This window comes from Alteromonas sp. S015 (assembly GCF_036864485.1).
In the GTDB taxonomy this organism is placed as follows: domain Bacteria; phylum Pseudomonadota; class Gammaproteobacteria; order Enterobacterales; family Alteromonadaceae; genus Alteromonas.
The window spans coordinates 173560-186575 of sequence record NZ_JAZETO010000007.1; the positions used below are offsets into that span (position 1 = coordinate 173560).

The 13016-nt window shown below is 44.6% G+C and carries 10 protein-coding genes; 6 read left to right on the forward strand and 4 right to left on the reverse strand.

The window, feature by feature from the left end:
* The first annotated feature begins 8 nt into the window (after positions 1-8).
* Together V7R42_RS14440 and V7R42_RS14445 are read left to right on the forward strand one after the other, a co-directional pair.
* Complete coding sequence (locus V7R42_RS14440; protein ID WP_334020966.1) at positions 9-1244, forward strand: S41 family peptidase; 1236 nt, start codon at positions 9-11, stop codon at positions 1242-1244.
* A gap of 76 nt (positions 1245-1320) precedes the next feature.
* The gene (locus V7R42_RS14445; protein ID WP_334020967.1) at positions 1321-2823 is read left to right on the forward strand and encodes an Hsp70 family protein; all 1503 of its coding nucleotides are present in this window, start codon (positions 1321-1323) and stop codon (positions 2821-2823) included.
* 64 nt (positions 2824-2887) lie between these two features.
* Here the strand turns inward: V7R42_RS14445 and V7R42_RS14450 are convergent, their stop codons facing one another.
* Both V7R42_RS14450 and uvrA read right to left on the reverse strand, forming a co-directional pair.
* The gene (locus tag V7R42_RS14450) at positions 2888-3055 is read right to left on the reverse strand and encodes a hypothetical protein (RefSeq protein WP_014947869.1); all 168 of its coding nucleotides are present in this window, start codon (positions 3053-3055) and stop codon (positions 2888-2890) included.
* Positions 3056-3257: 202 nt separating this feature from the next.
* A complete protein-coding gene (gene uvrA / locus V7R42_RS14455; RefSeq protein ID WP_334020968.1) occupies positions 3258-6089 on the reverse strand; it encodes an excinuclease ABC subunit UvrA in 2832 nt (943 codons plus the stop codon).
* Positions 6090-6434: 345 nt separating this feature from the next.
* Here uvrA and V7R42_RS14460 point away from each other — a divergent pair, with 345 nt between their 5' ends.
* Both V7R42_RS14460 and V7R42_RS14465 read left to right on the forward strand, forming a co-directional pair.
* Positions 6435-7772 (forward strand): MFS transporter, encoded by a 1338-nt coding sequence (locus tag V7R42_RS14460; RefSeq protein ID WP_334020969.1) that lies wholly within the window; start codon positions 6435-6437, stop codon positions 7770-7772.
* Positions 7773-7837: 65 nt separating this feature from the next.
* A complete protein-coding gene (locus V7R42_RS14465) occupies positions 7838-8422 on the forward strand; it encodes an HAD family hydrolase (RefSeq protein WP_334020970.1) in 585 nt (194 codons plus the stop codon).
* 73 nt (positions 8423-8495) lie between these two features.
* Here V7R42_RS14465 and V7R42_RS14470 read toward each other — a convergent pair whose 3' ends face one another.
* The gene (locus V7R42_RS14470; protein ID WP_334020971.1) at positions 8496-9110 is read right to left on the reverse strand and encodes a hypothetical protein; all 615 of its coding nucleotides are present in this window, start codon (positions 9108-9110) and stop codon (positions 8496-8498) included.
* 231 nt (positions 9111-9341) lie between these two features.
* Between V7R42_RS14470 and V7R42_RS14475 the strand changes: the two genes are divergently transcribed.
* Positions 9342-10205: an alpha/beta hydrolase gene (locus V7R42_RS14475; protein WP_334020972.1), complete on the forward strand. Its 864-nt coding sequence runs from the start codon at positions 9342-9344 to the stop codon at positions 10203-10205.
* Positions 10206-10619: 414 nt separating this feature from the next.
* Here V7R42_RS14475 and V7R42_RS14480 read toward each other — a convergent pair whose 3' ends face one another.
* Positions 10620-11621, reverse strand: coding sequence for a LacI family DNA-binding transcriptional regulator (locus V7R42_RS14480; protein ID WP_334020973.1), 1002 nt, complete (start codon positions 11619-11621; stop codon positions 10620-10622).
* A gap of 309 nt (positions 11622-11930) precedes the next feature.
* Here V7R42_RS14480 and V7R42_RS14485 point away from each other — a divergent pair, with 309 nt between their 5' ends.
* On the forward strand, positions 11931-12953 hold the full coding sequence (locus V7R42_RS14485; protein WP_334020974.1) for an aldose epimerase family protein: 1023 nt from the start codon (positions 11931-11933) through the stop codon (positions 12951-12953).
* Positions 12954-13016: the final 63 nt, after the last annotated feature.

Consider the following 13016-nt stretch of genomic DNA (forward strand, 5'->3'; position numbering starts at 1 on the left):
GGAACATTATGATTTATCGAATTATTTTATTGTTGTCACTACTCCTTCCGCTAAGTAGCTGTGCACAAAGCCAGGGTTTCAATACGAAAGAAAGCTGGCAAGCCTTTGTTCAAACTGTTGAGGATAACTACGCCTATTTAGATACGGCGCCTACCGACTGGGAAGCTTTAAAAGCCTACTATCAACCCCTTGCAATAAACGCGACAACGCAAGAGGAATTTGTGGATGTATTGCAGGTGGTGAAACAGTTTTTTATCGACCCGCATTTTAACGTATCACCGCTTAATGAAGCGGACTACAGCGTCACGCCCACGGGGTCTGATATTTGGGTGGAAAAGCAAGGTGATGACTTTGTTATAACACGCATTAAAGCGGGCAGTGCTGCTGCCAAAAGCCAGTTAGCCTTAGGTGACGTAATTGTGGGTATTGATGGCGAACCTACAGAAGCCGCAATACATCGCGTGTTTGGAAATACATCGCTACCGCTTACTGACGCACATAAAACGTGGGCGGTTAATGTGGCTTTAGGTGGACGTCGCAATCAAAAAAGACATATTAAAGTGGCGTCTGATTTTGATGATGCTAAACATGTGCAATTGCCAGCTAGTTACGACGCCATTAATCTACTTCGAACAAAAGCCCCTCTGATAGTTAAGCAGAAAGAGGGAATAGGGTACATCCGCTTTAATAATAATCTAGGTAATTCTGACACCGTTAGTGCATTCAAAGACGCCGTTCAGTCACTTGAATCAACACAAGGGTTAGTGATTGACCTGCGAAATACGCCGAGCGGGGGAAACACCGGCGTAGCTGAACCTATCTTGGGGCACTTTGTAAATGTCAAAACGGCATATCAAGGTTACAGAATTCAAAATGCGGATACACCCTATCAAGAAGCAGAGCTACATCTGGCTCATGTCACCCCTTCATTACCCTATTATGATAAGCCTGTAGTGGTACTCGTTGGCCGTTGGACCGGCAGTATGGGAGAAGGTATGGCTATTGGTTTTGATGCTATTGGTGCAAAGGCGGTAATCGGTACACCTATGGCTGATTTGCTTGGCGGGATAAATCAATTTCAACTACCTGATTCGAGCATAACGCTAGAGCTGGGTTTTGAGCGTCTTTACCATGTGAACGGTTCATATCGAGAGGACTTTGTGCCCCAGGCGGTATCTTGGGACGGGCATACAGCCAGTGACTCAGAATTAAATGCCGCATTACGCTTATTAAAAGCAATATAGCTCAATTACATACAAAGCTAGAAAGCACTTTCGTATTTACTTACAATCCGCTTCTAACTTTATGAGCGAATATACTATGACTGCGATTGGGATTGACTACGGTACATCAAATTCTGAGGTTGTGTATTTTGATGGAACGGCCCATCAACACATCAAACTTGACCCGCTAGATAAGAAGGGTAATAAAATCCGTTCTTCGGTGTTCATTTATTTTGAAGATGAACTGCCGCCGCCGCCTGATGCCATGGTTGAAGCGAAAGTGGCGCAGCTACAGCGCGTTATCAGTGAGCAAATAGATAAAGCAAAGGACGGCTATTATTCGGCAAAAGATCCAAAAGAACAGGCGATGTATAGCGACCGTATCGACTCGCTGCGCGGTGATTTGCATAACAAGCCTGCTTTACAGCGCAAAGCTATTGCACAGTTGATGCACGCTATGTCGCTAGACGAAATCCCCTTGCTGCGCTTAGTAGAGCACGGCAAGTTTGCGTTTGGTGAAGAAGGGTTTAGGCGCTTTCTTAAAATGCCGGATAAAGGCCGACTTATCTATTCGCCTAAAAACTTTTTAGGTGCATCGCTAGACGGCGATCAAAAACAAGCCTTCATCGGAATTATTGCTAAGCAACTGGCATACTTTAAACAGTGTGCAGAGCATCAGTTAGGAAAGGCTGTGAATAATGCGGTTATTGGCCGTCCCGTTAAATTTCACGGCACCCGTGGTGAAGAGGGGAACGCGCAGGCCATCCAAATTATGACTGAAGCTGCGACGAAAGCAGGGTTCTCATTAGTTAACTTCTTAGATGAACCTATCGCAGCAGCGTATAAAATTGAGCAAACCCTACCTAGAGATACGACAACGCTGATTGTAGATATTGGTGGAGGGACTACGGATATTTGCTGCATTAAGCTTTCTCCTGAGCGTTCAAACCAGCTTGATCGCAAAAACGATGTTCTGTCGGTAACAGGCAGGCGTTTAGGCGGCATGGATTGCGATAAAAGTTTGGTGCTTAAGGCTATTGCTCCTGAAATGGGAATGGGCCTTAAGATGATTAACGGGCTTCCTGTTCCGCCCACGTACTTCTCTGATATGTGTGCGGTTGATAATATTCCTGCACTTACCCGCTTTTTCTCTGACGATTACGGGTTAGATATTTCCCAAACCATGTCTGTGATTAAGGAGCCTGCCCAACTAGAACGCTTGCTTATCGTTCAGGAGAACAAGTTGTCAGCCCGTGTCGTGAACTCGGCCCGACTAGCCAAAGAATTACTATCAAGCAAGCAGAATATTACCTTACCGCTGCACTATATCGAAGATGATTTTGACGTGGAAATTTCGCAAGAGTCGCTTAAAAAGGCATTAAAACCTTGGCTTGATAAAGTGAAAACTTTGGTTGTGGAATGCTTGGAAAACAGCAGTGAAAAGCCAGAAGTGGTGATGATCACAGGTGGTATGAGCTTATCGCCAATTGTGATTGATGCGCTGTACGAGAACCTATTAACGGGCTTACCGCGTTTAGAGAACGATGCGTTTAACTCGGTGTGTGAAGGATTAGCTATTCAAGCAGCGAAACACGAGTAATATCGTTTACAAAAAAACACTAAGCCTTAGCGTAGTAGCGTTTACTACGCTAAGGCTTTTTTGATCAGTGCTTAAGGATATTGTGTTCTTTTAGATAAATCGCGATGGCCTCAGGCGACTCGAAGGCTTTTAACAGCATTTCTTGTGCGCGAGCTTTCACATCATTGTCTTCTGATGATGAAAGTAGGTGATACCAAGTTTTCACTAAGGCTAATGGCGGCGTTTGAGTCATTGGGTTTCGCTCCAGCAATTCTTACTGCAAAATTCACATAAATCATCGTAACGTATGATTTGCCAAAACAAGCTCTGACCAGCATAGAAAATGTGTAAATAAGCATTAACGCGCACTTTTTACAAGCTGCTGTGTAAATAACACAGCAGTTTATAAGAAGAATTCATTCGCTCAACGCTTACGAATTTACATCAAAGTCGGCTCAAGCTTGTGTGAGCATGGGTTTCAGGAATCGACCTGTATGTGAAACTTCTTGTTGTGCCACATGCTCAGGAGTTCCCTCTGCAATAATCTGGCCACCTCCGGATCCACCTTCTGGTCCAAGGTCAACAATCCAGTCTGCGGTTTTAATCACATCTAGGTTATGCTCAATAACCACAACGGTATTACCGTGATCGCGTAGTCTGTGAAGGACGGCTAATAACTGTTTAATATCGTGGAAGTGCAACCCAGTGGTTGGCTCATCCAAGATATAGAGTGTTTGCCCAGTGTCTCTTTTTGACAACTCTTTCGCCAATTTAACGCGCTGTGCTTCACCACCTGACAACGTAGTGGCTGCTTGGCCTAGTCGAATATATGACAAGCCCACGTCCATGAGGGTCTGCAATTTACGTGAAATAGCCGGAATAGCATCGAAGAACTGACGGGCATCTTCCACCGTCATTTCTAATACTTCGTGAATGTTCTTATCTTTGTACTTTATCTCAAGGGTTTCACGGTTATAGCGTTTCCCCTGACACACGTCACAAGGCACATACACGTCTGGCAAAAAATGCATTTCCACTTTAATTACGCCGTCACCCTGACACGCCTCACAGCGACCGCCTTTTACGTTAAAGCTGAAGCGGCCAGGCTTGTAACCTCGTGAACGAGACTCTTGTGTGCCTGCGAACATTTCACGAATAGGTGTGAAAATACCCGCATAAGTCGCTGGGTTAGAGCGCGGTGTTCGCCCAATGGGGCTCTGGTCAATATCGACCACTTTGTCTAGCTGCTCTAACCCTGTCATCGATTTATGAGCGGCTGGCTCAGACGTAGTCGCCTTGTTCAGCTCGCGCTGCGCAATTTTGTAGAAGGTGTCATTAATCAGCGTTGATTTACCCGAGCCCGATACACCGGTCACACAGGTCATTACACCGGTAGGTATACGTAAATCAACAGACTTCAAGTTGTTGCCGGTAGCGCCTAAAAGCTCTAGCCACTTGTCGTCCTTAACTGGTGTACGTGTTGCAGGGATATCAATTTTCTCTCTACCAGATAAGTATTTTCCGGTAAGTGAGTGTTCACTGTTTTTGATATCTTCCAGCGAACCTTCGGCGATAATCTCACCACCATGCACACCCGCGCCTGGGCCAATATCTACAATGTAATCGGCTTCGCGAATGGCATCTTCGTCGTGCTCTACAACGAGAACAGTGTTGCCTAAGTCACGCAAATGCGTAAGCGTACCAAGCAAGCGCTCGTTATCACGTTGGTGAAGACCAATGGAAGGCTCATCAAGTACGTACATTACGCCCACGAGGCCCGCACCAATTTGGCTGGCTAGACGAATACGCTGCGCTTCTCCACCAGACAAGGTATCGGCGCTTCGCGACATAGAAAGATAGTTAAGACCTACGTTCACCAAGAAGCGCAAGCGGTCCATGATTTCTTTTAAAATCTTTTCAGCTATCTGCGCGCGTTGGCCTTCTAACTTCAACGTTTCAAAGAAGCCATATGCGTCAGCTATCGACATATCAGCGATAGCAGGCAAGTTAGTGTCTTGTATAAAAACATTACGCGCTTCAACACGCAGACGCGTGCCGTTACAGCTACTACAGTGCTGCTGGCTTAAATATTTTGCTAGCTCTTCACGCACCGAGTTCGACTCGGTTTCGCGATAGCGGCGCTCCATATTAGGGATAATGCCCTCAAATGGGTGCTTGCGCTCCATTACATCGCCACGCTCGTTTATGTATTTAAACGATAGCGACTTGCCTTTAGACCCGTAAAGCACAATGTCTTGGTGCTTGTTGTCGAGCTCTTCAAAGGGCACGGTAAGGCTAAATTCATAATGGTCTGCTACCGCCTGTAGCATTTGAAAATAATAATAGCTGCGCTTGTCCCAGCCGCGAATAGCGCCGCCAGAAAGACTCAACTCAGTATTACCTACAACACGCGCAGGGTCAAAGAACTGTCTTGTGCCTAAGCCGTCACAGGTAGGACAGGCACCCGCTGGGTTGTTAAATGAAAACAGGCGCGGCTCTAGTTCGCTAATACTATAACCACAGTGTGGGCAGGCGAAGTTAGCAGAAAATACAATCTCTTCTGCGTCTTTATCGTCCATATCAGCTACAACCGCGTTCCCGCCAGCAAGGCTTAGCGCTGCCTCGAATGATTCAGCTAAACGCAGTGCCATGTCGTCGCGCACTTTAAAGCGGTCAACCACAACTTCAATGGTGTGCTTCTTGTGTAAATCGAGGGGCGGCGGATCGGATAAGTCACACACTTCACCGTCAATACGCGCGCGAATAAAGCCTTGAGCAGACAGATTTTGCAGCGTTTTAACGTGCTCGCCTTTACGCTCTTTAACAATAGGCGCTAGCAGCATTAACTTACTGCCCTCAGGCATCGCTAACACTTTGTCGACCATTTGGCTGACCGTTTGTGCATCTAGCGGCACATCATGATCAGGACAGCGTGGCGTGCCCACACGCGCAAACATCAAACGCAGGTAGTCGTATATCTCAGTGATGGTACCCACCGTTGAACGGGGGTTGTGCGATGTTGATTTCTGCTCAATGGATATTGCTGGTGATAAACCCTCAATATGATCAACATCGGGTTTTTCCATCATAGATAGAAACTGACGGGCATAAGCAGACAAAGACTCAACGTAACGCCGCTGACCTTCTGCATATAGCGTGTCGAAAGCAAGAGACGATTTACCCGAGCCAGAAAGGCCGGTTATCACCACCAGTTTGTCTCGTGGCAGTGTTAAATCGATGTTTTTCAAGTTGTGGGTGCGAGCACCGCGAATTTCGATTTTATCCATTGAAGCCTAAATGAGAGAAAAAGAATCAGTATGCCATAGGTGTCAAGTAAAGTGATATGACATTCAAGTTATACTGTGAGTGGAGTAAGCAGATCACCTCACGGACATTAGCTTACAATTACATCTAACAGAACTGCATTGGGAAATGGTGATTTTATCCCCACTTTTAAACCCCTAGTAAGAAAAAGGGTGGTGCGAGAGGGCTAAATCTAAATCGCGAGCGGAAGAAAATACCAATTGTATTATGCTACACTTCGCGGCCTTATTCTTAATGCAGCAGAAACAAGTGTTCTCTGCGCCGTTTTTTTGTTTTTTTTATTTTATTTATTGAGGGAAACAGACGCTTTGAACGCTTTGGAATTACGCGCCGCGCTTGCACTCGCCTCCGTTTACGTATTACGCATGATGGGGTTGTTCATGGTTATGCCCGTGTTGGCTGTGGCCGCGATGGACTACCCAGATTATTCGCCGCTACTGGTAGGGCTTGCCGTGGGTGGATATGGCTTAACTCAGGCTGCGCTGCAAATTCCTATGGGCATGATGTCTGACAAATGGGGACGTAAACCCGTTATTTTGCTAGGGCTTGCTGTATTTGCATTAGGAAGCTTTGTAGCAGCAAACGCCGACAGTATGGCCATGATGATTGTTGGGCGTATTCTTCAAGGCGCTGGGGCTATTGCAGGTGCGATAATGGCGCTAGCTACCGATGTCAGCCGGGAAAGTCAGCGAGCCAAAGTGTTAGCTATCATAGGCATAGCTATTGGCTTTTCATTCTATTTAGCCGTTATTTTAGGACCGCTTATTGCCAACAGCTACGGGCTTACCGGTGTATTTGGTATTACTGGTATTCTGGCCGTTCTATGCATGCCGCTTGTTAAATGGGTAGTGCCGAGTGGTGTGCAGCTTAGTAGTGGCGATACACTTCCACAAAAAGACCAGCTAAAGCGCTTAATCTTTTCTTCCCAGCTATGGCGTTTAAATATCAGCGTGATGATTTTACATATGTTGATAACGCTGCTGTTTGTTCAACTGCCCGTTACGCTACTGAATTTTGATATGACGCTAGACAGTCACTGGACGGTCTACTTACCCGTTTTAGGCGCGTCAATTGTAGGTCTAATTATAATGATGGGAGCAGCAAGGGGCCGTACGCCTAAATCACTCCTTGTAACCGGCGTTGTATTAATGGGCGGCGCGTTTTTGGCGCTGAGTTTAGAGGACCATAGCTGGTGGTGGGTTACCGCGGCCGTAGTACTTTTCTTTACCGGCTTTAATTATTTGGAAGCGAATTTCCCTGCATTGGTGTCGAGCATTGCGCCTGCGGGACAAAAAGGAACGGCCATGGGCCTCTACGCTAGTTTTCAATTTTTCGGTGCGTTTTTGGGCGGTGTAATTTCAGGTTTAGTCACCGATGTTTGGTCGCAAGAGTTAGCTTATGGCATTGGTGCTGCTAGCACTCTGCTTTGGCTTTTTATTATTCTCGGTGTTAAAGAAGTGAGCCGGGTTAAGCGTGTGATGATGCATGGTGAATTTGATGGTTCAAATGTTTCCACCATTGAAGCCGAGCTAATGTTAGTACCTGGTGTGCTGGAAGTGACATTAAACAGTCAAAATAACGCGGTGTACCTGAAAGTTGATCGTGATTTTGATGCCGTAAAAGCGCGAGATGTGTTGTCTGCGTAATTATTCATCTCGTTACAAACATGAAAAGTTAGCATCACACCATTTTTGAAAAGGAAGCGAACACCATGATTGACCTAAGTAGTTACAAAGCCATTATTTTTGACATGGATGGCACTTTGGTCGATTCAATGGGGGCGCATATTGATGCGTGGCAGCTTACGTGCGATGCGTATGGCTACCCTTTTGACCGGGACTATCAATACAGTTTAGGTGGTGTTCCAACCTTTGAAACCGTACATCTTATGAATGCCAAATATGGCAAAAACCACGATCCAGCAGAGGTTGCTTCATATAAAAAACAGGCCTTCGAAGGGCTAGATCATGTGCCAAGGCTTATTCAAGATACCCTGGACGTGTTTAATTGCTATAAGGGAAGCATGCCTATTGCTGTGGGAACGGGCTCTGATAGGCAGCATGCGCAATGGGTGTTGAATGAGCACGGCATATTAGCCCAATTGTCAGCGCTGGTTACGGCCGATGACGTAACTAACGGTAAACCTCACCCTGAAACCTTTGTGCGTGCGGCAGAATTAATGGGGGTGGCACCACAGCATTGTGTGGTATTTGAAGATACCGACATGGGGCGAAAAGCGGCGGTTGACGGCGGCATGGCGTGCTTTATGGTCGATAATTCTCGGCTTATCTACTAAATCTTACTCTGAGTGAGTATTCGAGCTTAGTGCTAACGCTAAATCAATCGCGCTCACTCTATAATTTCTAAGCTTATACCGCCTCTAGTTCGCTTAATGGATCGTCGCAGTTGTGTAATAGCGATGACTTGATACGTTTGATGGCGTCATCAATGGCGGTTTTCATGGCATCGATAGCAATCTGATTGCTCTCTTTTTCACTGACGCTGGTGTTTACATTCACGCTTTGCCCTCTGAAGGTGGTGGCAGGTGAATACTCATCCGCATAGTTTGGTTTGTACTTAACCTTAAGCACCACGGTGGCAACCATATTACTTCCTAAGCTTTTTATAAATGCGCGGTTTAGTACTACTTTAACGCTGTTGGCTGCTTCAATATTCGGACTAACATTCATCGTTTCTAAGCTTTGCTGTAACAATGAATAGAGCGTGTCTTTTGTTACATTACTGCTTCCAACGAGCAAGTCTTTACTGGACCGTATATCGATCAGTTCCGCTAAATAAATTGGACAGGCTTTTGCTTTCGACATTGTCTTCTGATAGTCCTTTCTCTGTGAGGCAGGAATTAATGATGAATCAAGCTCGGGAGGCGTAGACTCACAGGCGATAAGCAAGGGTAGGGCGCAGCAGGCGACAATAAGTCGAGTTAGCGATTTGACGCGAGACAAGGAAAACTTTCTACTTTTCATTAAGTGATTTTTGTTTTGTGCAGATAAAATATGCAAGAAATATTGCTCTGAGTATAAGAAAGTTTGTATTGCTAAGAAATAGAACAACTGTTGCAAACTGTTACAGCTTGTTTAGCATAGATGGAAGACGACGGATGTGTTGTACGAAACTTTGGTTGGCGGTACAACCATTGCACGTGTATAACTTTTTATTAAATTTACTTATAACCATTCAACACGGGCAGTTTTTAAATGATGACCTTTAAAAACGCGGTAATCAATGTAGTTGCAAGTGTATCTCTGATAGGGTGTGCAATTAACGTGTCCCCTTCGGCCTTCTTTTATCAAGACGTTCAGAAAAAGCCTGTTGATACCACCAAACTGCACGCAGCTATTCAAAGAGACAGAACCTCAGCGGGCATAACTCGTGTTGAAGTTAAAAATGAAGCTGGGTTAATTTTAAGAGGCGTTGCCGTTTCATACCCTGATCCAATTGTTAACATTGTTTTCTTTGCTGACAATCGTATGCCTGTAAGCGAAAACAATAGTGTCATTCATAGACTGGGTAAGTTGCCCGCTAATATATTGTGGCTCGACTATCAGGGAGTTGGAGCCAGTGACAAAGCGAAGGACTTAAGTATTAACGCTATTAAACAAGACGCGTTAACTCAGTTTGACTATGTAGAAAGCGCGTTTGACGCCTCGATTCCCACCATTGTTCACGGCCGAGGTATAGGCAGCTATTTCGCAAGCTATGTTGCTGCAAATAGAAAGATAGACGCTTTAGTATTAGACGGCGCTTTCAATAATATTTCCGATCTCATAGCCAACATGGTGCCAGGCTTTTCGAATTCATTTACTAACATGAAACTTCACGATGAAGTCCATAGTATGCAAATAGCCCCAATCTTGCGCCACTATGAAGGACCGCTATGGCTGGTTGTGGGTGAGGAAGACAAAATAACGCCTTACCCGATTAGTCAGCAGTTGCTTGAAGATGCAGCTAGTATTGACAAATATATCTCAGTTATTCCAGGTGCAACGCACAACGCGACGTTGAAAAGCGACTATGCTATTGAGCAATACAAGCAATTTTTAGCGAGATTTACTCAATAACTCAACCTTACTCCTTGTGGATAAGCCGTGGAAAACCCTGTTGGTAAATCTGTTAATAGCCATATGGAGCAACAGATCACGATCTTAATCCCCCGTTCTGGTCGGATCACGAAATATCAGTTAAATCAAGCTCTGTAGAGCAATTATAGCTGATCTTAATATTTTTTGATCGTAACACTGTGCAGGATCAGGCAATTTTCCTCGTTGGGGATAAAAATATTGGGAAAAATGATCAGGCGTGTAATTTTGTCAATAGTTTCGTGTCATGAAATTTTTAGAATACGATTGCATAGTAATACATCGAATTGCGATTAATCATGCACCAAACTAGTGTTCTAGTGACCAAATAAAATACCCACCGATGGCGGGTATTCATTCTGTGTTTTGTTAGAATTGCTTAGGGTAAAGTGTAGGCTATATTCGAATCACTGAATCTCGTTTAACGACCGTAGGCGTATATTTAAAGGTTAAGCCTTCTTCTGGTTTACTCCCCGACGCATATTTCAGCGCCAGTTCGGCAGCTTTCGCTGCCATCATTTCTACAGGATAACGCAGTGTAGTTAATTTAGGCCGGCAATATTTTGCTAGCAAGACATCATCGTATCCCATCACTGAAACTTGTTCAGGGACGGAAATTCCATGGTCCTGTAACATGGTCATAGCACCAGATGCCATAGCATCGTTATAAGCCAAGACAGCGGTAAACTTCGCGCTAGTGGCAAGCAAGTTCTGCATTGCTAACTCACCACCTTCCTGATCGGGCGTGGCGTATTCAATCATGCTTTCAGGTAAATTGAGCTTCGCGCTATTTATAGCGTTTCTAATTCCTTCAAGGCGATGATTAGGGTCGTCAATGCGATATTGGCTGCTTATCACAGCTACGTGTTCATGCCCCTGATTAATGGCATACTCCGCCATAAGACGACCACCGGTTACATTGTCAAGCCATACGCAGCGGTTTGCTATTTCTGGTATATAACGGTTAATCAAAACAAAACCCGGTACTTGGTTAGCAAAGCCAATCAACGTCTCATTATCTAGTGCTTTACTATGTACAACCATGGCTTCAACACGGTGTTCCAACAAGGTTTCAATGGCACGAAGTTCCGTCTCTTTCTCTATTGAGCCGGCACTAAGCAGAATTTGGACGTTATTTTTCCGCGTTATCGACTCAACGCCGTGAGCTAACATGGCGAAAAAAGGATCATGTAATTCTGCAATAACAACACCTAACGAGGCACTGCGTTTCGTTACAAGCGCCCGCGCATTCGCGTTGGGACGGTATCCCATTTCTTCCATAATTTTTTTAACGCGTTGTCGGGTATCATTGCCTACTTTAGGGCCATTATTGATAACCCTTGATACGGTCGCTAAAGAAACGCCGGCGGCTTGGGCTATATCTTTTATTGTTGCCATTTTCTCTTAAACTTTGTTTTGTAATGCAAGGAAGTCCATAAGACCTGATTGCCATAGCGTACATTATATTTACAAAAAAAGGTAAAATTCTCTTTTCCCATGGCATAGCGGCATACCTTAAGCAACAAATAAAAGTATCAAGTGGTTTTACCATTTCTAGTTCTTCCCTAAATCCCTGTCAAAAAGAACGGAAAACGTATAACCTTTTAGCATTTTTAAATGCTATACCGATTCTAAAACTTTGCAGGCGAGCTCGATAGATTGCCCGAACTTAATTAATCGAGCACTCGATAAGGTAAAATAATTGTTATGAAAATAAGCGTATCGACATTTGGTGAAGTAGGCGGCGAAGCTGTTAATGCTTTTACTTTAAGTAATGGCAACGGGATGTCAGTTACCTTGCTCAACTATGGCGGAATTATCAAAGAGCTCTATTTTCCCAATGCGAAGGGCGAATTGATTAGCTGTGTTCAAACTTTTGATACGTTGCAGGGCTATATTGATGACCCTAGCTATCGCGGTGCAATTGTAGGGCGCTATGCTAATAGAATAGGGCATGGAACTTTTACTTTAAACGGCCAGCAGTATACGTTAGATAAAAATGGTGGTGAGCATAATCTCCATGGGGGCCATGCCGGCTTTCATAAAAAATTGTGGCAAGCCTGCACCCATGAATCCGATGATAGTGCTAGCGTAATATTCACCTTATCTAGTCCTGACGGCGAGGGTGGCTTTCCAGGAAATGTTAATGTTGAAGCACGCTATACGCTTAATCAGTACAACGAGTTATCACTTGTAATAAAAGCAACGACAGATGAAGAAACACCCCTAAGTTTCACTCAGCACGCCTATTTCACGCTAAGTAACGATAAAAAAGTGGGTAGTACACTGCTACATATCGATGCAAAAAAGGTGACGGATGCGGATAATACGCTGTTACCAACTGGTGATTTAGTAGATGTCGCTGATACACCTTTTGATTTCACTTCATTTAGTGCAATAAAAGAAAGGGCTGAACAGGACACTTCACATCCATTGTTCGATAGAGTAGGCGGCTACGACCACAATTATGTGCTTCAAGCAGCGTCAGACAATGGCCCACAAGCTACGGTTAAAGCGCCAGATACTGGCGTTACGATGGAACTATACACTAGCCTTCCCGGGCTGCAGTTTTATACGGGAAGCCTGCAAGAAGATGAGCAGCTAGGCGCCCTGTGTTTAGAACCCCAGTATTTCCCTGATTCACCGAATAAACCGTCATTTCCAAATTGTTTCGTAAAGCCGAAAGAGACTTACGAAGAAACGATTCGATATAAGTTCTGCGCAAAGTAAATTCACCGAAGTACAAAAAGGAAATTAATTGTTATTAATTTAACAATTAATTTTCTTTATTAG

What these genes read in the sequence shown, in the direction of transcription:
- V7R42_RS14445 (WP_334020967.1), top strand. Translation starts at nt 1,321, where the DNA reads ATGACTGCGATTGGGATTGACTACGGTACATCAAATTCTGAGGTTGTG.
- V7R42_RS14470 (WP_334020971.1), bottom strand. Translation starts at nt 9,110, where the DNA reads ATGAAAAGTAGAAAGTTTTCCTTGTCTCGCGTCAAATCGCTAACTCGA.
- V7R42_RS14485 (WP_334020974.1), top strand. Translation starts at nt 11,931, where the DNA reads ATGAAAATAAGCGTATCGACATTTGGTGAAGTAGGCGGCGAAGCTGTT.
- V7R42_RS14465 (WP_334020970.1), top strand. Translation starts at nt 7,838, where the DNA reads ATGATTGACCTAAGTAGTTACAAAGCCATTATTTTTGACATGGATGGC.
- uvrA (WP_334020968.1), bottom strand. Translation starts at nt 6,089, where the DNA reads ATGGATAAAATCGAAATTCGCGGTGCTCGCACCCACAACTTGAAAAAC.
- V7R42_RS14480 (WP_334020973.1), bottom strand. Translation starts at nt 11,621, where the DNA reads ATGGCAACAATAAAAGATATAGCCCAAGCCGCCGGCGTTTCTTTAGCG.
- V7R42_RS14450 (WP_014947869.1), bottom strand. Translation starts at nt 3,055, where the DNA reads ATGACTCAAACGCCGCCATTAGCCTTAGTGAAAACTTGGTATCACCTA.
- V7R42_RS14440 (WP_334020966.1), top strand. Translation starts at nt 9, where the DNA reads ATGATTTATCGAATTATTTTATTGTTGTCACTACTCCTTCCGCTAAGT.
- V7R42_RS14475 (WP_334020972.1), top strand. Translation starts at nt 9,342, where the DNA reads ATGATGACCTTTAAAAACGCGGTAATCAATGTAGTTGCAAGTGTATCT.